This window comes from Streptomyces sp. NPDC030165 (assembly GCF_055573595.1).
Genome location: NZ_JBVIBD010000047.1, coordinates 1 through 20,650 on the forward strand (window position 1 = coordinate 1; position 20,650 = coordinate 20,650).

Sequence of the window (20,650 nt, forward strand, 5' to 3'; positions counted from 1 at the left end):
TCCGGCGCCTCCGTTCCCGAGGTCCTGGTGCACGGCGTACTGGACTGGCTCGCCCAGCGCGGCTACGAGGACGTGGAGACGGTCAAGGCCGCCGAAGAACACCAGCACTTCGCCCTGCCCCGCGAACTAACCCGCCGGCCCCACCCCGCCCGCCAGCGAGAAACCCCATGAAACGGCGCCCTTCGCAAATGACGCCTGCTGGAACTGCCTCTCGGATACGTCGAGGGACGGCACCCGGCCGCAGCCATGACCTGCTGAGGGACGGCGCCGCACAAGCGCATCGGAACGCACGGAAACGACCGCCTTTCCGGGACGCCCGCCGCACGCCTGGACCGGCGCAATTGCGCCAGAGCAGTCACGCGCGCCCGAACCTGTTCACCGACCTGGGTTTCACCTACTCCGTCCCCCTGGACGGCCCCAACACCGTCGTACTCAGCCCGCACACCATCGGCCAGGAAATCTCCCTCATCGCTACCGCGCCCTCACAGCACGTCGACGACGAGCTGGGCGCGGCAGTGACCGGCCGCCGAGACGCCGAGCACTTCGCGGGCGGCCAGACCCATGGCGTCGGCCAAGCAGAGCCAACCGCTGGCCGTCGCCAGAAAGGTGATATCGAGCCGGAACGATGGGTGTGGATCCCTGCCCTACCACGGCATCGCTCTGGTCAACGAATTACCAGCAGGAAACCCGGTAATTCCGGACCAACGTCGGAAGCACGTACAAACAGAGGGGACTGGGATGAGTAATCTTCCCCCCACATGGGACAACCCTCCCACTGGGTGGGTGTCAACCACCGTCGACAACATCACGATCACGGCCATGGCCGTCTGGCTGGCGGTCACCGTCTTCTGGGCGCTCCGCCACAAGCCCAGCAGGTACCCCCTTCCCCTGCTGATTCTTGTGGTGGGTTCCATTCCCACCGGTTTCGCCGAGCCGATCTGGGATCTGCTCGTCGGCGTGCAGTGGTTCTCTGCCCATGATTCGGTGATCACGCATACGGCCTTCGGGCGGCCCATCCCTTTGTGGATGTTCTTCGCCTATGCGTCCTGGGGAGGCTCGATGAGCTACCTCACATACGTAGTTGCGCAGAAACCCCACCCTGTGAAAAACCTCTGGAAGCTGTATGGCGCACTGGTGGTCGTCGAATTCTTCGCGGAGTGGCTGATCCTACGGTTCGGACTGGTCGGCTACTTCGGGGCACAGCCGTTCAGGCTGAGCAGCGTGACCAGCCCCTTCATGTGGCCTTTCACCATCGTCGCCAGCGTCATGTTCGTGGGCCTGGCCCTGGACAGCTTCCTCTCGCACACCACCGGTGCCCGTCGGCTGCTCTTCCTGCCAGCCGTACCCGGCCTGGGAATGGGGTTCCTGGTCTTCGCCGGATGGCCCGAAATGCTCGGCGTGGGCATGAATCTATCGACGCCCGGAATGACCTGCCTGGCCTTGGTGGGCCTCACCATCACCGTCGCGACCACGCAGGCACTGTTCCGCATGACCGAACAGCGCAAGAAGGCCGCCCTTACGCCCGAGACGAAAACCGCCGAAGGCACCCAGTACGCGACCAAGGGCTAAGCCGTCACCTACCTGGCGGGCGGGCGCCGGCCGCCCAATGCGGCGGCGCAGCCGACAACAACCCAACAAAGTCGGCACGCGCGGCGTGATGCTCCGCCACCCGGTCCGCCCGCCCCCCGGCAAATCCTCGTCCGCCGGTACCCAGACCAGACGACAAGGAACGCGAGGAAGAAAGTGGCAGTAACCAAGGAAGAAGAGCAGAGGCGCCAGCGTGCTACAGGCAGACACGTCATCGTGGTGGGCGCGGGCATAGCGGGCCTGAGCGCGGCCTTCCGCCTGCAACAGAGAGGCTGCTCGGTCACCGTGCTGGAGCGCGATCAGCACATCGGCGGGCGTATGCGTACCGCCGCGCACGAGGGCTTCCGCATGGACCTGTGCGCTATCTGGCTGACACGCAACTACCGGGAGATGCTGCAGCTCCTGTCGGACGCCGGCCTTGAAGGCGAGATCCGCCACAGCACCGACTGGATCGGCATCGTGCGCGCGGGGAAAATCCATCCGCTGCGGCTGCACCGCCCCACCGACCTGATGCGCACAGGGCTGATCGGGTGGCGGTCCAAACTCCGCGCCATGGCCCTCATGTGGGATGCGCGCCACGCCACCACCCTCGCCCGCAGGGAGGACGTGACCGCGGCGGCGTGCGCCGACACCGAGAGCATCCGCGCCTACAGCAGCCGACGGCTGAACCGGGAACTGCACGACTACCTCATCGATCCGCTGTGCTGGGCGTTCTACCTGGCCTCGCCGGACGACCTGTCGGTGGTGAACCTCTTCAGCGAGGTCAAGCTCGCCTTCGGCGCGCCGTGTTTCAGCTTCACCTACGGCATCGACACTTTGGCCCAGCATCTCGGCTCGCAGCTGACCGTGCACTTGAACACCGCGGTCACCTCCATCGAGCAGCGCGACGACACCGTCAAAGTGACGTGGCAACAACCGGGGAAAACCGCACAAGAGGATCACGCCGATGCATGCGTCGTGACGGTCCCCGGCCCGCAGGTGCCGGAGTTGATCCCCGACCTGGCTCCGGAGCAGCGGCGTTATCTCAGTGGCCTGACGTACCAGCCGCACATCGGTGTCCACGTGGGGCTCGACCGGCCTCCCGGCCCGCCCTTCACCACGCCCTACGTCGTGGTCGCCGTGCCCTCCGCCGAGGATCGCGACCTCAATTACCTGACCTTCGACCACCACCGTGCCCAGGGACGCGCCCCGGCCGGCAAGGGGCTGGTCTCCCTGCACTTCCGGCCTACCTGGAACGAACGCCACTGGGGCCGTCCCGAATCCGAGACCATCGACGAGGCCCTCGCGGTCTGCCGCCGGGCCCTGCCCGGACTGGCCCGCCACATCGACCGGTACCGAACCACGACCATGGTCCACCGACAGCGGCTGGCGCTGCTCGCCCGCCCACCCGGCGGCTACCGGCAGCTGCAGAGGTTCATCGAAGGCCTCGATCCCCAGGCGCGTATCCAATTCGCAGGAGACCACCTCTCCCTCAGCACGACGAACAACGCTCTGGCGACCGGAGAACTCGCCGCACGCGCCACCCACCTGGCGCTCCAGTACGCCCCACCCGCTGACGCCAGGCCGCAACGGGTCCACCGCAGGGGAGAAACCCCATGACAGCCACCATGCGTGAAGCGCGCCTGATCATCGGGTTCACCCGCATGGACGTGTGGACGACCGTGATCCCGATGCCCTTCTTCTTCATCGCCGGGCTCCAACACGCGGACGGCTCACCAGCCGAGCTCGCTGCCAAGACAGTGGGAGCCATCATCTACCTGTGGCTCTTCGTCTACACCTTCACGCTCAACAACCAACTCACCGGCGTAGAGGAGGACCGGCTCAACAAGCCGTTCCGGCCGCTGGTCACCGGAGCGGTGACCACGCAAGGAGCGAGGATCAGGTTCCTTGTCACCTCGGCGCTCTTCCCCGTCACAGGGTGGCTGCTCGGAGTCCTGTGGTGGGCCCTCGCCTGGATGGCCGTCACCTTCGTCTACAACGCCATCGGCGGCGGCCGCAACTGGGTCATCAAAAACCTGTGCAACGGCATCGGCGTCTTCCTCCTGACAGCCGCCACCTGGCAGATCGCAACACCGTTGACCAGCACGTCCTGGCGATGGGTGATCTTCATGGCGTCCATAGTGGCCATCCTGAGCCCGCTCCAAGACCTCAGGGACGTACCCGGCGACATCGCCGCAGGCCGCCGGACCATACCGATCGCCCTCGGCGACATTCCGGCCCGTATCTGCCTGGCCGTCGGGTTCACAGCCCTGCCGATCGGCGCCTACTTCACCCTCTACAACCCGAGCCCACACCGCGGTTGGGCGGCAGCGGCGGCTCTCATCTCGCTCCTCATGAGCTGGACCATCGTCTACCGGCTCCGCCGGCGAGATGATACGGAATACGACCAGCGGACATACCGGCTGTGGGAGCAGTGGTTCACCTTCATCTTCATCAGCTCGATAGTGGTGATCTGACCCGCAAACACCGTATGACCTGTGCCTTTCCAATGGCGGGGGGAGCGGGGACGCGGAGGCCTCGCGCCGAAGTCCTCAGCCGCAGCCGACCTACGGCACCGATCCCCCGGGAGGTCACCGTGTTCCGTCCCGCACCCACCGTCGACCAGTGGCCCGAACTGGACATGCCGTTCCCGCTCCGGCAGAACCCGCATGTGGAGATCACACGCGCCCGGACCCGGGAGTGGGCCATCGACATGGGCATGCTACCGACGGACCAGGCACGCCACTGGTGGGACCACGTGAACCTGACCGCACTGGAAGCCTGGTGCTTTCCCGATGTGCGCCCCGAGCGGCTGCTCCTGGTCGACAAGTGGCTCTCCATGGGCATCATGCTCGACGACCAGTTCGACAGCACACCCCTGGGCCGCCGTCTGGACGCCACCTGCCTGGTGATGAACGACCTCATCACGGCTACCGCCCATCCGTCAGAAGCCCCCCACCCACCACGGCATCCCTTCTCCCGGGCCGCCGCCGACCTCCTGGCAGCCTTCACCCAGATCATGAGCCCCGTATGGATGCAACGCCACCGCTACCACCTGACCTTGTGGTGGGGCGGCGTCGTACAAGCCGTCGCACACCGGGCCCACGGGCACAAACCCCTGACGTTCCGACAGCGCCTCGCCGTGCGACGCCTGACCGTCGGCATGCACGCCTACGGCGACCTGTTCGAGCTGGCATGCGACTGGGAGATGCCACCGGCCTGCAACGCCCTGTACGAAGTCCAGCGGATCCGCCGCATCGTCAGCGACGTCACCGTATACCTCAACGACTTGTACTCCGTGGAACGCGAACGCGCCGAAGGAAACGACGACAACGTGCTGCTGGCCTGGGAATCCGGAGGACTCACCCCCGAGCAGGCCCGGGACCGCAGCGCGCAACAGATCGAACAGCTGGTCCGCGAATTCATCACACTCCGCGCCACCCTGCCCGAACTCGCCACCGCCGCAGGCATGGACACGGCAGACCAGGAAGGACTCGAACGCTGGGCGGCCACCTGCACCCTGTACCTCAGCGGCGCCAACCACAGCCAGGCCATCATCCCCCGCTACACCGACACCACCAGTCACCTCGCACACGACCACCAACTCGGCCACACCGCCCCGCAGGCCGGCAGTCGGCGGCCTGAACAGCCCGCTCCGCGAACCAGCCAGCGCAGATGACCGCAGCAGACAGACCGGGCACGACACGGGCTGAGCGCCACCACCCATCATTCGAGAAGGAAAGTTGGGCTTCCGCCGCACGACGAAGGCCCGACCGCAACACCTGTATGTTCGCCGCGCGGCGTGTGCGACATCCCGGAAGCCCCCTGAGCCGGCTGACTCCTCAAGCAACAGGCCAGGGGTGCGGCCCGGCCGAGTGGAGCAGACTGGTGTGCCGGGCCGAGCTTTGCGCGGTATCCGCCGACGGCGTGCCCGTCACCGCTCTTGACGACGGGGAGGGGCCGACGCTGCTCCTGGTGCACGGCGGCAGCGGGAGCGCCGCGTCCTGGACGTCGTCCTACGGCCGCTGGCCGGCGGCTTCCGGGTGGTCAGGCTCGCCCGCCGGATCTATGTGCCCGCGGTGAGGGTCCCGCCGCACTACTCGATGGCCCTCGAAGCGGCGGACGTGCTGGCCATCGCCCGGCTCCTTAAGGGACCGGTGCTGCTGGCCGGGCACTCCTCCGGGGCGGTCGTCGCCCTGGAAGCCGCCGTGCGAGCACCCCAGGCGTTGGCGGCGTGCCTGTTCCTCTACGAACCGCCCCTGACCATCCGGTCGCTGATCGGAGCGGAGGCGGCCCGGCGCGCCCGCCAGGCGTTCGCCGCGGGAGATCCACGTGAGGCGATGCGCATCCATCTGCGGGATATCGTGCAAGAACCCGCGGCGCTGGTCGAAACGATGGTCGCGGATCCTCAGGCGCTGGCTGCGTTCGCGGCGAAGGCGGCAGCGGGCTTCGCCGACATCGACGCGCTCGGCGTCGGCGTCGGCCGCTTCGAGCGGCTCGGTGTGCCGACCACCCTGGTGCAGGGCGACCAGAGCCCGGCCCATCTGCGGGAGCGCCTGGCCGACCTGGCCCTCGCCCTGCCCGTCGCGCGCCTGGTCACCCTCGCCGGGCAAGGGCACGGCGCTCACCTGACCGCCCCCGGGCAACTGGCGGGCATCCTCCGTCAGGCGGCCGGGCGGGCCTTCGGCTGAAGACCTCCCGCCCCGTGGCCATGCTTCGCCTACCGTTCAGGGCCCTGCAGCCTCGCGGGTGTCAAGGTGCGCTGCCTTGCGGGCGGAGAGATGCTGGAAGTGTCCAGGAGATCTGCTGAAGATCCGCCGCTGCGGCGCTCCGTGGGCGCGCCGTACGCAGGCTGCCCCTGTCCCCTCACGCCGTCTGGGGGCTTCGATGTCCGGATGGCGCCCTCCACCGTCGGGCGAGCAGCCCAAAGGAAAAACCGCCCCGCGTTGGGCGGCCAGGCCGCCCAAGAAGACGCCGGTCAAAAGAGTGCTGGTCATCGTGGGGCTGTGCCTTGCTCCGCTCGTCGCCGGGGTGATCGCGCTCGGTCTCGCGGCCGGCGGCGACGAAGACCACACGCCGCCTCCGCAGCGGCCTCCCACCGGCGAGATCACCACCCCAGCACCAGCCGGCCCCCGGGCGGACGTCCACATCACCGCATGCACGGTCCCTGACCCTTTGCGGTGGCCGACGGCCGAGCTGCGCATCACCAACCACAGCTCCAAGACCTCGGATTACTGGATCGACGTCGAATTCCTCGACCCCCGGGGCGTACGGATCAGCGAGGGATCCGCCGTGGCCAACAACCTGGCGCCGAAGAAGACCGCCGAGGAGACCATCACTGGCCCCCGGGAGACGTCCAGCACGGTGACCTGCCGGATTGCCGACGTCACGCGACGTGCGTCGTGAACGCCTGTCGGGGCGGTCCTGCGTTCCCGGCGTGCGCCGGGTGCGGAAGCTCGTCTCGGCCGGGGCCGGCTCGGGCGGTTGGATCTTCGGTGAGGGTTTGGCGTACGTCCGCCGTGAGTGGTCGGGTGCCGAGCTCGCCGCCCGGCTCGGCGTCACCGGCCGCACCGTCCGCCGCGACATCGACCGTCTGCGCGAGCTGGGCTACCCCGTCGACGGCACCACCGGCCACACCGGCGGCTACCGGCTCGCCTCCGGCACCGCCATGCCGCCCCTCCTCGACGACGACGAGGTCACCGCCACCGCCGTCGCCCTGCGCACCGCCGCCGGACACCTTACCGGTATGGAAGAAACCTCACTGCGCGCCCTGGCCAAACTCGAAAAAGTCCTGCTCATCCGGCTGCGCACCCAGGTCGCCGCCCTGCAGCAGACCACCGCCGCCATTGACTGGGAAAGCCGCGGCCCGCGCATCGACCCCGAACTGCTCGCCCTGCTCGCCGTCGCCTGCCGCGACCACGAAACCGTGACCTTCGACTACACCGCCCGTGGCGCCACCACCGCGGCCCCCGCCGTGTCGAATCCCACCACCTCGTCTCCTCCGGCGGCGCCTGGTACCTCCCGGCCCACGACACCGGAAAAGACGACTGGCGCATCTACCGCCTCGACCGCATCACCGCCCCCACGCCGCTCCGTCACCGCTTTACCCCGCGCCCCGTCCCCGGTGGCGACCCGGCCGCCTACGTCGCCGACAAGATCGCCACCGCACCCACGCGCTACCGCGCCACCGTCCACGCCCCCGCCGACACCGTCCGCCACCGCACCCCGCGCCCTGGCCGGCCGCGTCCAGGCCCTGGACGAGAACACCTGCACCGTCGACTGCTCCAGCGACCACCTGCCCGGCATCGCCCACACCCTCACTGCCCTCGACACCGACTACACCCTCGACGCCGACCCCGAAGTCACCCACCACCTTCGTCAGGCAGCCCAACGACTCCAGCGGACCGTCAAGACTCAGTGATCATCTCCAGGGGAAATCATTCCCCTGGCCGCCGACGGGGTTTTCGCAAACGGTCCTTTGCGCAAGCAAGATCACTCGCGGCCCGGGAGGACCCTCCGGAACCCGCAGCGGTGCGGTGGGCGAAGGCCAGGGAGTGGGTGAAGATCTCCTCGACCTGGGCGTCGGGCAGCCGGTGCCAGCCGTGGTCGGCGCCCGCCACCGTCCACAGTTCGACTGGCGCCCCGGCTTTCTCCAGTGCGGCGGCGAGGGACTGGCTGTGTGAGCAGCTCACCAGGGTGTCCTCGTTTCCGTGGACGAGGAGAAACGGCGGTGCACCGGGGTGGGCTTGGGCCAGGGGGCTGGCTGCGTGGGCGCGCTCGGGGACGGCTGCCGGGGCCGCGCCGAGCAGGAGCGCCTCGGGGGTGGTGGGGTCCTCGGGGGTGAAGCAGCCGCGTGCGGTGGTCAGGTCGCTGGGTGCGTACCAGAGCACGGCGCCGGCCAGGGGCCGGGTGGTGAGAGTCAGGGCGAGGAGCGCGGCGAGGTGTCCGCCGGCGGATTCTCCCCACACCACCGTCCGGCGGGTGTCGATGCCGAGTTCCGCGGAGCGCAGGGTGAGCCAGCGCAGTGCGGCGTTCAGGTCGTCGAGCGGGGCGGGGAAGGTGGCCTCGCCGCTGAGCCGGTAGTCGACGCAGGCGACGGCGCAGCCGGTGGCCGCGATGCGCGCGAACGGCCCCGGGTCCCAGGTGCGGGTGCGCAGGCCCATGTCGTCGCGCCGTCCCCGGCGCCAGGAGCCGCCGTGGACGAACAGCACCAGCGGAACGGGCCCTGCCTGGTCGTCTGTGGGCAACCACAGATCCAGTTCCAGTGGGCGGCTGCCCTCCACCACGTGGTAGGGCACGCCGCGCAGCAGACGGACGCCGGGCTCCCTTGGATCGGCGGGTGGCAGGACGGCGCGGTCGGGGTGCGGTGCGGCGATCAGTTCCCGCACCGGAGGGTCGGCCGCCGTCACCGGGTCCGCCACTGGTGGTCGGGCAGGAAGCGCACGTCGTACTGCTCGGGAACGCTGGCGAACTTGTGCGGTTCGGGGATGACCGGCTCGGCGGGCAGACCGAGCTGCTCGGCGGGCGCGCCGAAGTTCTCGAAGAACCGCTCGAAGGTGCCGCCGGGGCCGGCGGCGACGCCGACGACCTGGCTGTGGTGGCGCTCCATGCGGTAGGCGTGCCGGCAGTTCTTGGGTACGAAGCCGAAGTCGCCCGGGGTGAGCAGCTTCTCCTGCTGGTTGCCCTCGGTGTCCTCGACGAACAGCCGGACGGCGCCGGCGGTGATGTAGAAGACCTCGTGGGTGTCGGTGTGCAGGTGGGCCGGGATGATGTCGCCCTTGGGGCCTTCGACGGTGAAGAAGTTGAAGGTGTTCTCGGTCTGCTCGCCGCCGGCGTAGATGGTGATCAGGTCGCCGAACAGGTGGGCGCGGTCCCCTTCGCCCTTCTCGATGAAGTACGGCTTGCCCGGCTCCGCGGGTATGCGTGAGGCCCGGCGGTATCGCGTGGCGTACTCGATGGTCATGTCTTGTTCTCCTCGGATCTGCCCCGTACAACCGTCAGGTAGCCTGACATGGAAGGGTTCGGGCAGGCAAGCCGTGCAGGTGACCCGGTCCCGCTTTCCGCCATCGTGAGGAACAGATGCAATCCACCCGCCGCAATCTCCCCCAGCTGCTCGGCGACGCCCGGCGCTGGTTCGAAGAAGGGCTGCTGGCAGCCCTGGAAGCAGGCGGAGCCGCACCCGTGTCCCCGACACAGGTACAGCTCTTCGCCGCGCTGGACGACCAGGGCACCACCACCTCGGAGCTCGCCCGGCGCATGGGCGTCACCCGCCAGACCGCACACCAGGCCGTGCACGGCCTGGTCGCCGCCGGACTGCTCGAACAATCCCCGGACCCCGCCTCCGCTCGGCAGCGGCTGATCCGGCGCACCGCGGAAGGGGAACGTGCACACCGCCAGGCCGGCCTCATCCTCGAACGGCTGGAAGAGCAGCTCGCCGAGCGGATCGGCCGGGAGAAGGCCGATGCCCTGCGCACGGCACTGGAGGCGCCATGGGGCCAGCCACCCGCCCCGCGCTCAGTGTGAGGCGATGTACCGCCCGTCGCCGACAGGGCGTTCTGCCGCACCCCTGGACGGATACCGCAGCTCACCGGCCCGGCAGCCAGCCAGCCGCGCCCGGCAAGGTGAAGGGACAGTGGCCATCCGGAAACGGCATGGGCCACCCGCTCGTCCCAGGGCAATACTGAGATCTGCCGCTACCTGTGACCCCGGAAAGCGGTCAGCACGCTGGGGCCCGGTGGTCATGGTGCCGGGCCCTGGCGCGCCACTGCCGCCGGCCCGCGGGAAGCGGTCCGGCCGCGTGCCGTGCTGCCCCGTTCGGTCCGGTGCCCTCTCACCCGTCCTGCGGCAGGACACGTGCGCCAGGTGGCGGGCGGCTGGTGCGGCCCTTACCGTCGTCTGCGCCGCGTTCAGCGCAGGACGCAGAGTTTCTGTCACCCGTAGAGACCACGCCTATGACGACGATGACTGTTCCCGGCCCCGCACCGGCCGTCCTGGATAACAGGTTGCCGCGGCACGTCGCGTTCATCGCCGACGGCAACCGCCGCTGGGCCAAGGCCCACGGCACCACGGCCGAAGAGGGCTACCACCAGGGAGCGGCCGCCGTGCACCGCACCCTGGAGGGCTGCCGCGCGCTCGGCATCGAGACGGCCTCGGTGTTCTTGATGTCGGACCGCAACTTCGCGCGCGCTCCCGCCGATGTCGCCGTCCTGGTCGCGGTCATCGCCGACACCGTCGACGTGGCGGCTGCCGCGTCCACCGGCCCCGTCCGCGTCCTGTCCAGTGGCGCCGTGATGCCGCTGCGCGCTCCGCAGTTTCTCAAGGACGCCATCGATCGGGCCGAGAGGAGCACCGCGGACCGCACCGGGATGACTGTGTGCTTGGGCATCGGCTACGACGGGCACGCGGATATCACCCAGGCCCTGCAGCGGGCCGCGGCCGCCCCGCACAGCGCCTCGCCCGAGCAGCTGGTCGTCGAGCGTTTCCTGACCACCGCTGGGCTTCCCGCCGTGGATCTCGTCGTGCGTACGTCCGGCGAGCGTCGCCTGTCGGGATTCCTGCTGTGGCAGTCCGCGGAGGCCACCTTGCATTTTGATGACCGGATGTGGCCCGACTACGACACCGCAGCGCTCGGCGAGGCCCTGGCCGTGCATGCCGCACAAACCCGCATAAGCGGCCGCTGACCTGGCATACGCCCGCACCGCAGCGTCCTGCTCTGGCATCCCTGCCACGAGGTCGGCTACACCCGCGGCGTACGCGGCTGGCCCCCTGCCCAGCCCGTCCAGCACCGTGCGCATCTTGCCCACACGGACGTACACCTCCAGCAAAGCGGCCCCCCGGCGGCGCTTCGCTCAGTTCCGCTCCCGTGCGGCAGGTCCTGTGCTTCCGCTGTGACGGGTCCGCCGGGTGAGGTGGACCGTCGTGAAGATGACCACTGTCAGCAGGGCGGCCACCGCGAGAACGAGGAAGGGGCCCGGCATCGACACGAACAGGGCGGTTCCTGTCAGGACCACAGGGGCGAGAGCGGCCCCCGCGACACCGGCCAGCTTGTCGCCGGCGGTCCACCGGCGGGAGCGCAGCAGCAGCACCAGGCCGATGAGCCAGCCGATCCAGGACACCACCGGGACCAGCCAGAACAGCACCCCTGCGGCGATCAGCAGGATCAGGGCCGCGGTGTCCCTTTTCACGGAGCCCGCTGCCCGGGCCTCGGCGGCCGGCAGGTCGGCACGCGCGGCGGCGACGATCTCCTGAGGTTCACCGAGCTGGCGCAGGATGGCGCGGACCACCGCGTCATCGCCGTCCTTGGGCGCATTGCCGGTGCGGGCTTCGGCTCTGGCGACGGCGATGTGCGAGCGGACATCGGCCAGCAACTCGGCTCGCTGGCCCGCCGGCAGGTCGGCTGCGGCATGTTCCAGTTCGGCGAGGTACTTCTCGGCGATCGGGTTGGGGGGCAGGTCAACGGTCATGCTGGGGTGCCTCGTTCTGGGAAAGGAAGTACTGAACTGCGTCGTGGAAGCGGGGCCACTCGGTGGTGAACTCGTCAAGCGCGCGATGACCGGCAGGTGTCAGCTGGTAGTAGCGCCGCGGCGGCCCGCTGCTCGATTCCTGCCAGGTGGTCTCCACCAGCGACTCCCGGCGCAGCCGGGACAGCAGCGGGTAGATGGTCCCCTCGCTGGTGACCATGACATCCATCTGCCCCAGCTCACGCAGCAGCTCGACGCCGTACCGGCTGCCGCCGCGCAGCAGAGCGAGCACGCAGTACTCCAGCACGCCCCGACGTAGCTGGCTCATTACCTTACTGGCACCACCGTGTTCCATGCACCGCATAGTACCCGGCTGTGCCGCATACCCCCAATGTGTGGTGTGCTGCGCTGACCGGTGGGTCCGTCCACGCCGGACGGGAACGGACAGCAGACCTGCACCGCCTCGCAAGGCGCCGTGAGCGGCGGGGACACGGGGTCGTGCGGGCGGGGCGGGCTGGGCGGGCTGGTCAGATCTGGTCGGCGACGCTGATGCCGGTGAGGTGTTCGGCCTGGGACCACAGGCGTGCCGCGACGGTCTTGTCCTGGGCTCGGCGCGGCGGGCGGACGGGTTTCGGGGGGCCGGTCATGACCCAGCGGGGTCCGAAGTAGCCGCCGGGCGCGGCGTCGGGGCTGGTTGCCGCGTACAGCAGTGGTTCCGCGCCTTGCTCCGGGCCCTGGGAGGGCACGATATTGGCGCCCAGCGAGGTGAACCGGTCGAGTCGGCCGCCGCCGAGGGTCGGTCCCGCGTTCAGCAGGTTGGTGCGGGTGTTGCCGGGGTGCGCGCCGACCGACAGCAGCGGCCAGTTGCGCTGGGCTGCGAGGTCCGCCAGGTGCAGGGTCATCATCAGGTCGGCCAGTTTGGACTGGTGGTATGCCTTGGTGGGGCTGTACTGGCGGGTGGACTGGAGGTCGTCGAAGTCGATCCGGCCGGAGGCGGCGCCGAGGCTGCTCATCGTGGCCACGCGTGGCGCGGGGGCCGACAGCAGCAGCGGCAGCAGCTGCACCGTGAGCGCGAACGGGCCCAGGAAGTTGCTGCCCAGTTGCAGCTCGAATCCGTCCGCTGTTTCGTGCCGGGTGGGCACGTTCGCCACTCCGGCGTTGTTGAGCAGCAGGTCCAGCGGCCTGCCCTCGGCGATCAGCTCGTCGGCGAATTCGCGGACCGAAGCGAGGTCGGCCAGGTCGAGCCGGCGGACCTCGACCTGGGCGTCGGGGTGAGCGGTGCGGATCTCCGCTCGCGCTTGCTCACCCTTGGCCGGGGTGCGCACGGCGAGCACCACGTGTGCTCCGGCCGCGGCCAGGCGCTTGGCGGCCTCTTTGCCTGTGCCACTGTTCGCGCCCGTCACGACGGCGAGCTTTCCGCGTTGATCGGGAACCTGGTACATCACTACCTCCTAATAGACTGCTGGTCTCTTATGTCTCCGACTGTAACAGACCGATGGTCTCGTATTAAGAGACCGGCGGTAGCTACGATGGGCGGGTGGAGTTCCAGCGCGCACGCAGTGATGAGCAGCGACTCGAACGGCGCCGGCAGGTCCTGGCGACCGCGGCCGCGATGCTGACCGAGATGCCGGTCGCCAAGCTCAGCCTCAACGAGCTGAGCCGCCGAATAGGGCTGGCCAAATCCAATGTGCTGCGCTATTTCGAGTCACGCGAAGCAGTCCTGCTGGAGCTGCTGCAGGCCGAGATGCAGGACTGGGCCGCAGAGCTGGGGCACAGTTCCCCTCCGGACGGCGGCACACCGCGCGAGCGCGGGGACCGGCTGGCACAGACTCTGGCTGCCTCCCTGGCGGGGCGGCCGGTGCTGTGCGACCTGCTCGCCGCGCAGGCCGCGGTGCTGGAGCACAACATCTCCACCGAGGCCGCCATCCGGCACAAGTACGCCGCCTGGCAGAGCACACAGGCCCTGATCGAGCTGGTCCGGCGGCACCTTCCCGAACTCGGCGCCGAGGGCGCGGCCCAACTGGTGGAGACGACCGTGCTCACGGCCATGGCAGCATGGCCGTGCAGCCGCCCCTCGGAGGCACTGCGGGCCGCCTACGACTCCGACCCGACGCTGGCCGTCCTGCGGACGGACTTCACCGACCTGGTGCGCCGCACGGCAGAAGTGACCGCCAGCGGACTCCTCGCCCGCCAGGAGCCGACCTCCGCACGCCCAGCTCCCTGAGCGACCGCCTGTGCCGTCGCAGGCATCCCCACGCGGACCGTGCGCGGCTCAGCGCTCCCCTTCGCACCGGGCAGCCCCAGCCCTCCGTAACGCCCGAACCACCGCCCCTGCCCTGCAACGCGAGTCCGCTGGGAACAGCCTGCCGTTAGGGGTGGGCTGCGTGGCGTGCTCCGGGGCCACACCGGGCACGAGGGCCTTAGGTTCTGTCGTCAAATGTCACGCCCACATCAGCAGGGCTGCGAGGGTGACGGCCGCTTGGTAGGACTCGGCGGTCTTCTCGTACCGGGTGGCGATACTGCGCCACTGCTTCAGCCGACTGAAGCACCGTTCCACCACATTGCGCCGCTTGTAGATATCGCGGTCGAAGGCCGGGGCCGTCCGCCACGGCTGCCGCGGTTCAGCCGGTTGCGGACCTGATCGGCTCGCTCGGGGATGGTGTGGCTGATGCCGCGCTGACGCAGCCAGGCGCGTATCGCCCTGGAGCTGTAGCCCTTGTCGCCCAGGACGTGCGTGGGCCGCACCCGAGGCCGCCCCGGGCCGGTGCGGGGCACCCGGATTGCCTCCATCACCGCGGTGAACTGGGTGCAGTCGTTGATGCTGCCGCCCGTGACAATGAAGGCGAGCGGGCGGCCCGCGCCGTCGCAGGCCAGGTGAATCTTGCTGGTCAGACCGCCTCGGGAGCGTCCGAGGGCCGGGCTGCGGAGCCCCCTTTTCGAGCACCGGCAGCATGCTGGTGGGCGCGGACGATGGGGGAGTCGACCGACACGAGCCAGTCGACGTCGCCGGCGGCGTCCGCCCGGGACTGGGCTGCCCGGAGCATCCGCTCGAAGGTGTCGTCCGCCGCCCACCGGCGAAAACGGGTGTGCAGCGTGGCCCACGGCCCGTACCGCCCAGGCGCATCCCGCCAGGCCGTCCCGGTACGGAACTTCCACACGATTCCGTTGAGGACCCTGCGGTCATCCAGCCGCTTGCGCCCCCGCAACGACACGGGCAGCAACGGCTGAACGAACTCCCACTCGGCATCCGACAGCTCATGGCGAGGTATCACCCGACCATGATCCATCACGCAAGATCATTTGAAGACACTGCCTAGTAGGACTCCGTTAGGTCTTCTCCTTCTCGCTGTCCGGGAGCATGTTGGGTGTGTGGACAGGCGACAAGTCGATGAGATGCATGCCGAGTTGGCGGAGTTCGCGGCCGATGTGTTCGCGTCGGTCCCGCGGCGGGACCAGCGGGCGAAGGGTGACTGCTATCTGCGCGGCCTGATGCTGGATGGGCGGCGCAAGTCGATCCAGGCGATGGCCGGCCGGCTCGCGGACGGCAACGAGCAGAACCTGCAGCAGTTCGTCAACCAGTCCACCTGGGACCCGCTGCCGGTCCAACGGCGGATCGCCGAACGCATGACGGCACTGGTCAAGCCCGAGGCGTGGTTGGTCGACGACGTGTCCTTCCCCAAGGACGGACGGATGTCGGTCGGCGTGGCCCGCCAGTACTGCGGCGCTCTGGGCAAGCGGGCCAACTGTCAGGTCGCGGTGAGCGTGCACGCCGCCACCGCTCAGGCATCCTGCCCCCTGCAGTGGCGCCTGTTCCTGCCCAAGGAGTGGGCCGATGATCCCGAACGCCGCGCTATGTGCAAGGTGCCGGCGGATATCGGGCACCGCGAGAAGTGGCTGCTCGCGCTGGACGCCCTCGAGGACCTCATCCGCTGGGGCCTGCCACCCCGCACCGTGCTCGCCGACGCGGCATACGGGACCAACGCCGCCTTTCGCAGCGCGCTCTGCGACCGGGGCCTGGACTATGTGCTGTCCACCGGCTCCGGTGTCACGGCCCATCCTTTCGGCGCGGTCCCCGAGGCTCCCGCCCGCAAGGGCGCGCACGGCTGCTGGCCCCAGCCCCGCTACCGCCAGGCGCCGCTGACCGTGGCCACTCACGCTGCCGGCCTGGGGCGCCGCGGCTTCACCGAGGTCACCTGGCGGCAGGGCTCGCGCGGCCCGATGCGCTCGCACTTCGCGGCTCTGCGGGTCCGCCCGGCCGGCAACTCCGTCACCCGCCCGCTCAGGGCCCGGGCCTCGGCCGAACAGGGCTGGTGGGACGGCGTCCTGCCCGATCTGTGGCTACTGGCCGAGTGGCCGGCCGCGGCGGAAGTACCCACCGGGTACTGGTTCTCCAACCTTCCCGCCGATACCGGGCTGGAGGACCTGGTGCACGGGGCGAAGCTGCGCTGGCGCGTCGAGCACGACTACCGCGAACTCGAGCACGGCCTGGGCCTGGACCACTTCGAGGGACGCTCCTGGCCGGGCTGGCACCACCACGTCACCCTGGTCACCGCCGCCCATGCCTTTCTCACCGAGCAGCGGCTCTCCCCAAAAGCCCGCGTGCCGGCCTCACGCTCTACCACGTCCTCGACCTCTTCCAGGATGTGCTGAAGTGCTGGACCGGCACCTGCACCGCCTGCCACCGCCCACTCCCACACACCAGACAGCGGACGACGACAAGACCCACTCGGACCTAACGGAGTCCTACTAGGCCGCTGCTGACGCAGGTGATCAGAAAGATCTTGGCCGGTCGGGTCATGACTGCTGCTTCTTGTACAGGACGAGGTGCTCGTGGAAGAGCACGCCGTCGCGGATGTCGCCGGTGGCGGTGAAGCCGGTGTCGTCGGTGTAGTCGAGGTGGTGGCCGGTCACGGTGTAGCGGCCGGTGTAGGCGCTGGACCGGGTGCCCCGGGCTTCGTCGTAGCGGCCGTCGGGCAGGAGTTCCTGGCGGATGTGCCCGTCCGCGGTCACCCACATCCCGACTACGTCCGTGTTCCCGTTCCCGTCGCCGGGCCCGTGTGCGGCGGTTTCCCGCGTCGCGTTCGGCTGGTTGCTCACCATGCGCTCCTTCTCGTCTCGCTGTGCCGCTCACCAGCGTGGGCGGTCCGGGAGGAAGGAGCCAGGACGAGTCGTGCTTGGGTACGGCGCACCCAGGCACGCGCACGGGGTGCGGCTTAGCCTGAAGGGGTGACCAGCAACGATCTCGGAGAGTTCCTGCGCGCCCACCGTGCCCGTCTGCGCCCCGGCGACGTCGGGCTCGCCTCCTGGGGGCGCGCCGGGTGGCGGGGCTGCGGCGGGAGGAGATCGCTGTCCTAGCCGGCATGAACAGCGACTACTTCGCCCGCCTGGAGCAGGGCTGCGAGCGCACTCCGTCCGCGCAGACCCTGGAGGCGATCAGCGGTGCGCTGCGGCTGGACGACGAGGCGCGCGAGCACATGTTCCGGCTGGCGGGTACCGCGCCGGACGGGGAGCGCCCGCAGCCCCGGGAGACGGTCGCTCCTGCGCTGCGCCAGTTGCTGGACGGATACCCCAGTGCCGCGGCGTTCGTGCTGAACCCGGCCACCGACTTCCTGGCCTCGAACGCCCTGGCCGACGCCCTGTTCTCCGCGTTCGGCAAGAGGGACAACGTGGCCCGCATGACCTTCCTCGACCTGGCCGCGCGGGAGTTCTTCACCCAGTGGGAGCGGGTGGCGCAGGCGGTCGTGGCCGGACTACGCCACGCCACCGGCGTCGACCCGCACCACCGGCGTCTGCACGACCTTGTCGGCTCACTGACCGTGGAGAGCGTGGAGTTCGCCGCCTTGTGGTCCTCGCACACCGTGCACGAAAAGACCCGCGACGGTAAGAAGATCGTCCATCCCGACGTCGGGCTCCTCGACCTCACGTACCAGACTTTCGACGTGCGCGGCGCCCCGGGCCAGCAGCTGGTGGTCTACCACGCTGCCCCGTCAAGCCCGAGCGCCCAGGCGCTGGCCCTGCTCGGCAGCCTGCACGCCACCCGGCACCGGGAGTCCTTCCTGGAGCGGTAACGCCCGGGGGCCGGTGACGCATCCCGCTGCCCTGGGGCCGGTGGCAGACTCCGCGCGTGATCCTCAGCGCAGGTGTTCCCGCGCGAAGGCGACGGCGTCGGCGAGGGCTTTGTCCGCGGACGGGAGGCGGCCGGCGAGGAGGTGCCAGACGTGGGCCATGCCCGGGGCGACGTCGAGGCGGGTCGCCACCGCATCCTCCGCGAGCCGGGCCGCCAGGCGCACGGCGTCGCTGAGCATGACCTCCCGTTCCCCGATCTGGATGAGCACCGGTGGCAGTCCCCGGGTGTCGGCGAAGACAGGGGAGGCCAGCGGGTGGCTGGGTTCGGCCCCGGCGAGGAAGGCGGCGGCGGCCCGCTCCAGCCCCTCCCGGTTGGCGGAGGGGTCGATGCCGTCGCGGGTGGTCATCGAAGTACCGGTGTGTTCGAGGTTGGCCCAGGGGGAGAAGGCGATCGACGAGGCCGGCATAGGCAGCCCCTCGTTCCGCGCGGCGACCAGGGCACTGACCGCCATCGCGCCGCCGGCCGAGTCGCCCGCCACGACGACATCCCGGGCGTCCATGCCTTGATCCAGAAGCCACCGGTAGGCGGTGACCGAGTCCCGTATCGCCGCCGGGAAGGGCGCCTCGGGAGCGAGCCGGTAGTCAGGGACCAGGGCGCGCGCCCCCAGGTCCCGGGCGAAGGCGCCGACCAGGCCGTGATAGCCCCGGGGGCCTCCCACGAGGTAGGCGCCGCCGTGCAGGTAGAGCAGCACCCGGCCCGGCACACGGTCCTGCGGGGTGGCCCACTCGGCCGGCACACCCGCCGCGTCCACACCCTCGAAGACCACCCCCGCGGGAGCGGGGAAGCTCTCGCTCAGGAACGCGTCGTACTCCTTGCGGACCCCGCCCAGGGTTTCCGGGGCCGCCAGAGCGGCGAGAGCGAGCCCGGTGCGCTCGCTCCACCGCTCGTAGAACCGGTCAACGAACTGATCCGTGTCTGTGCCGGACATGCTGTGCTCCTCGCCATCGGCAGGCGGCCGGTTTTCGGCCACGCGGAGCACCGTAAAAGGCTCACATCTGTGTGAAGGTCAAATCGGGCAGTCCCGTCCGGACGGATTGGCTCTGCTCGGACCGGGGCTGCAGGTCCTGCTCAGACCGGCATGCCCTGCTCTGCCAGGTAGCGGCGGATCGCCTCGCGGTGGGCGGTCAGGCAGGCGATACGGGACTCCATCGCGTCCAGTTCCGCGACGAGGGTGCCCAGCAGCTCGGGGTTGGTGAGTGTGGTGCCGGGACCGTGGGGACAGGGCAGCACCTCGCGGATGACGCGGGTCGGGAGACCGGAGCGCAGCAGGTCCCGGATGCGCAGGACTTCTTCGACGGCCCGTTCGGGGTAGTCGCGGTAACCGTTCGCCCGGCGCTCGGGGTGCAGCAGCTCCTGCTCCTCGTAGTACCGCAGCAGTCGGGGCGCGACCCCCGTAAGCCGGGAAAGCTCACCGATCCTCACACCCGCACCACTTCTCCGTGTCAAGGAAGTCCGCAAACATCACCGCGGAGCAGGTTACCTGGTGATGTCCGCCGCCGGGTCCCGTTCGGCAGTGGCCCAGCCGGCGAGGAAGGCCAGTGCTTGGGCGGAACGGGAGTGCGGTTCGGCCGTGTAGACCAGCAGAGTCTGGTCCCCGGTGCTGCGTACGTCCATCACCTGGAAGTCCAGGCTGATCTCTCCCGCGAGGGGGTGGAGGAAGTCCTTGCGGCCCGAGCGCTGGGCACGCACCCGGTGGGTGGACCACCACTGGCGGAAGTCCGGGTCCTCCATCGACAGCTCTCCGATGAGACGGGCCAGCGCGGGGTCCTCCGGGTGGCGTCCGGCATCCATCCGGAGATAGGAGACGCACTCCCGGGCCACCTTCTCCCAGTCGGTGTACAGGGTGCGGACTACGGGGTCGAGGAAGGACAGCCAGATGTGGTTGCGGTGCTGGACGGGCACCTGGGCGAAGTCGGTGATCAGTGCGGCGCCCAGGGTGTTCCACGCCAGGATGTCCATCCGCCGGCCCAGCACGAGCGCGGGCACCCCCGGCATGCTGTCCAGCAGCACCCTGGTGGCAGGCGACACTCGCTGCGCGCGGGACGTGTTCGGGCCGGCCTTGACGGTGAGCCCGGTGGAGTCGGCCGCGCAGCGCAGCAGGTACTCCTGTTCGTCCGCGCGCAGGTCCAGGGCCCGTGCGAGAGCTACGAGAATCTCCTAGGAGGCCGATTTCGCCCGGCCCTGCTCCAGGCGGACGATGTAGTCCACGCTGGCCCCGCCAGTGTGGCGACTTCCTCCCGCCGCAGCCCCGGTACCCGGCGGTGGCTGGAGGAGGGGATCCCGGCCTGCTCGGCACTCACCCGGGCCCGGCACGCGCGCAGCTACTCACCCAGTTCGGTCACAGCCATCCTCGTCTCAGCATCGTCTTCCCTCATCAACGCGCGCCGACCCCCGCGCCTTCCCCTGGTGGGGGGGGGGGGGGGGGGGGGAGAGAAGGGGAGGAAAGGGGGGGGAGGGGGGGGGAAGAGAAAAGAGGGGTGTTGTGGTTGTTTGGCAG

At 69.7% G+C, this 20,650-nt stretch carries 19 protein-coding genes and 4 pseudogenes; 13 read left to right on the forward strand and 10 right to left on the reverse strand.

Annotated elements, in window-relative coordinates:
• Positions 1 to 783 precede the first annotated feature (783 nt).
• The 8 genes and pseudogenes from ACZ4Z1_RS40950 to ACZ4Z1_RS40985 all read left to right on the forward strand — a co-directional run.
• Positions 784 to 1,569, forward strand: a complete 786-nt coding sequence (locus tag ACZ4Z1_RS40950) for a hypothetical protein (protein ID WP_468491800.1) — start codon at positions 784 to 786, stop codon at positions 1,567 to 1,569.
• A gap of 174 nt (positions 1,570 to 1,743) precedes the next feature.
• Positions 1,744 to 3,186, forward strand: coding sequence for a protoporphyrinogen/coproporphyrinogen oxidase (locus ACZ4Z1_RS40955; RefSeq protein ID WP_468491801.1), 1,443 nt, complete (start codon positions 1,744 to 1,746; stop codon positions 3,184 to 3,186).
• Positions 3,183 to 4,043 carry a UbiA family prenyltransferase gene (locus tag ACZ4Z1_RS40960; protein WP_468491802.1) on the forward strand — a complete coding sequence of 287 codons (861 nt, stop codon included), beginning with the start codon at positions 3,183 to 3,185 and terminating at the stop codon, positions 4,041 to 4,043. The genes ACZ4Z1_RS40955 and ACZ4Z1_RS40960 overlap by 4 nt, the downstream gene beginning before the upstream one ends.
• A gap of 119 nt (positions 4,044 to 4,162) precedes the next feature.
• Positions 4,163 to 5,245: a terpene synthase family protein gene (locus ACZ4Z1_RS40965; protein ID WP_468491803.1), complete on the forward strand. Its 1,083-nt coding sequence runs from the start codon at positions 4,163 to 4,165 to the stop codon at positions 5,243 to 5,245.
• 364 nt (positions 5,246 to 5,609) lie between these two features.
• Positions 5,610 to 6,257 (forward strand): alpha/beta fold hydrolase, encoded by a 648-nt coding sequence (locus tag ACZ4Z1_RS40970; protein ID WP_468491804.1) that lies wholly within the window; start codon positions 5,610 to 5,612, stop codon positions 6,255 to 6,257.
• Between the two features lie 295 nt (positions 6,258 to 6,552).
• Positions 6,553 to 6,972 (forward strand): hypothetical protein, encoded by a 420-nt coding sequence (locus ACZ4Z1_RS40975; protein WP_468491805.1) that lies wholly within the window; start codon positions 6,553 to 6,555, stop codon positions 6,970 to 6,972.
• 40 nt (positions 6,973 to 7,012) lie between these two features.
• A pseudogene (locus ACZ4Z1_RS40980) lies at positions 7,013 to 7,204 on the forward strand (helix-turn-helix domain-containing protein); the annotation flags it as partial.
• Positions 7,205 to 7,473: 269 nt separating this feature from the next.
• A pseudogene (locus ACZ4Z1_RS40985) lies at positions 7,474 to 7,593 on the forward strand (hypothetical protein); the annotation flags it as partial.
• 410 nt (positions 7,594 to 8,003) lie between these two features.
• Here the strand turns inward: ACZ4Z1_RS40985 and ACZ4Z1_RS40990 are convergent.
• The gene (locus tag ACZ4Z1_RS40990; protein WP_468491806.1) at positions 8,004 to 8,987 is read right to left on the reverse strand and encodes an alpha/beta hydrolase fold domain-containing protein; all 984 of its coding nucleotides are present in this window, start codon (positions 8,985 to 8,987) and stop codon (positions 8,004 to 8,006) included.
• On the reverse strand, positions 8,972 to 9,529 hold the full coding sequence (locus ACZ4Z1_RS40995; RefSeq protein ID WP_468491807.1) for a quercetin 2,3-dioxygenase: 558 nt from the start codon (positions 9,527 to 9,529) through the stop codon (positions 8,972 to 8,974). Before ACZ4Z1_RS40995 ends, ACZ4Z1_RS40990 begins: the two co-directional genes overlap by 16 nt.
• A gap of 116 nt (positions 9,530 to 9,645) precedes the next feature.
• On the opposite strand from ACZ4Z1_RS40995, the gene ACZ4Z1_RS41000 reads away from it, so the two are divergent.
• The gene (locus ACZ4Z1_RS41000) at positions 9,646 to 10,089 is read left to right on the forward strand and encodes a MarR family winged helix-turn-helix transcriptional regulator (protein WP_468491808.1); all 444 of its coding nucleotides are present in this window, start codon (positions 9,646 to 9,648) and stop codon (positions 10,087 to 10,089) included.
• A 428-nt stretch (positions 10,090 to 10,517) separates the two neighbouring features.
• On the forward strand, positions 10,518 to 11,246 hold the full coding sequence (gene uppS, locus ACZ4Z1_RS41005) for a polyprenyl diphosphate synthase (protein ID WP_468491809.1): 729 nt from the start codon (positions 10,518 to 10,520) through the stop codon (positions 11,244 to 11,246).
• A gap of 168 nt (positions 11,247 to 11,414) precedes the next feature.
• Here uppS and ACZ4Z1_RS41010 read toward each other — a convergent pair whose 3' ends face one another.
• The 3 genes from ACZ4Z1_RS41010 to ACZ4Z1_RS41020 all read right to left on the reverse strand — a co-directional run bounded on the left by ACZ4Z1_RS41010 (position 11,415) and on the right by ACZ4Z1_RS41020 (position 13,468).
• On the reverse strand, positions 11,415 to 12,029 hold the full coding sequence (locus tag ACZ4Z1_RS41010; protein WP_468491810.1) for an HAAS signaling domain-containing protein: 615 nt from the start codon (positions 12,027 to 12,029) through the stop codon (positions 11,415 to 11,417).
• Positions 12,019 to 12,381 (reverse strand): PadR family transcriptional regulator, encoded by a 363-nt coding sequence (locus ACZ4Z1_RS41015; RefSeq protein WP_468491811.1) that lies wholly within the window; start codon positions 12,379 to 12,381, stop codon positions 12,019 to 12,021. Before ACZ4Z1_RS41015 ends, ACZ4Z1_RS41010 begins: the two co-directional genes overlap by 11 nt.
• Positions 12,382 to 12,553: 172 nt before the next feature.
• Positions 12,554 to 13,468: an SDR family oxidoreductase gene (locus ACZ4Z1_RS41020; protein ID WP_468491812.1), complete on the reverse strand. Its 915-nt coding sequence runs from the start codon at positions 13,466 to 13,468 to the stop codon at positions 12,554 to 12,556.
• Between the two features lie 95 nt (positions 13,469 to 13,563).
• On the opposite strand from ACZ4Z1_RS41020, the gene ACZ4Z1_RS41025 reads away from it, so the two are divergent.
• Positions 13,564 to 14,250 carry a TetR/AcrR family transcriptional regulator gene (locus tag ACZ4Z1_RS41025; RefSeq protein WP_468491813.1) on the forward strand — a complete coding sequence of 229 codons (687 nt, stop codon included), beginning with the start codon at positions 13,564 to 13,566 and terminating at the stop codon, positions 14,248 to 14,250.
• 216 nt (positions 14,251 to 14,466) lie between these two features.
• Here ACZ4Z1_RS41025 and ACZ4Z1_RS41030 read toward each other — a convergent pair.
• A pseudogene (locus tag ACZ4Z1_RS41030) lies at positions 14,467 to 15,313 on the reverse strand (IS5 family transposase).
• Positions 15,314 to 15,395: 82 nt separating this feature from the next.
• Between ACZ4Z1_RS41030 and ACZ4Z1_RS41035 the strand changes: the two are divergent.
• The gene (locus tag ACZ4Z1_RS41035) at positions 15,396 to 16,676 is read left to right on the forward strand and encodes an IS701 family transposase (protein WP_468491814.1); all 1,281 of its coding nucleotides are present in this window, start codon (positions 15,396 to 15,398) and stop codon (positions 16,674 to 16,676) included.
• Positions 16,677 to 16,820: 144 nt separating this feature from the next.
• Here ACZ4Z1_RS41035 and ACZ4Z1_RS41040 read toward each other — a convergent pair whose 3' ends face one another.
• Complete coding sequence (locus tag ACZ4Z1_RS41040; protein ID WP_468491815.1) at positions 16,821 to 17,123, reverse strand: Atu4866 domain-containing protein; 303 nt, start codon at positions 17,121 to 17,123, stop codon at positions 16,821 to 16,823.
• 129 nt (positions 17,124 to 17,252) lie between these two features.
• Between ACZ4Z1_RS41040 and ACZ4Z1_RS41045 the strand changes: the two are divergent.
• Positions 17,253 to 18,094, forward strand: a pseudogene (locus ACZ4Z1_RS41045) (helix-turn-helix domain-containing protein).
• 63 nt (positions 18,095 to 18,157) lie between these two features.
• On the opposite strand, the gene ACZ4Z1_RS41050 reads toward ACZ4Z1_RS41045, so the two are convergent.
• The 3 genes from ACZ4Z1_RS41050 to ACZ4Z1_RS41060 form a co-directional block, all read right to left on the reverse strand.
• Positions 18,158 to 19,081, reverse strand: a complete 924-nt coding sequence (locus tag ACZ4Z1_RS41050) for an alpha/beta hydrolase (RefSeq protein WP_468491816.1) — start codon at positions 19,079 to 19,081, stop codon at positions 18,158 to 18,160.
• A 140-nt stretch (positions 19,082 to 19,221) separates the two neighbouring features.
• The gene (locus ACZ4Z1_RS41055; RefSeq protein ID WP_468491817.1) at positions 19,222 to 19,575 is read right to left on the reverse strand and encodes a MerR family transcriptional regulator; all 354 of its coding nucleotides are present in this window, start codon (positions 19,573 to 19,575) and stop codon (positions 19,222 to 19,224) included.
• A 54-nt stretch (positions 19,576 to 19,629) separates the two neighbouring features.
• Entirely contained in the window at positions 19,630 to 20,139 is a 510-nt protein-coding gene (locus ACZ4Z1_RS41060) for an MmyB family transcriptional regulator (protein ID WP_468491818.1), read from the reverse strand.
• Between the last annotated feature and the right edge of the window lie 511 nt (positions 20,140 to 20,650).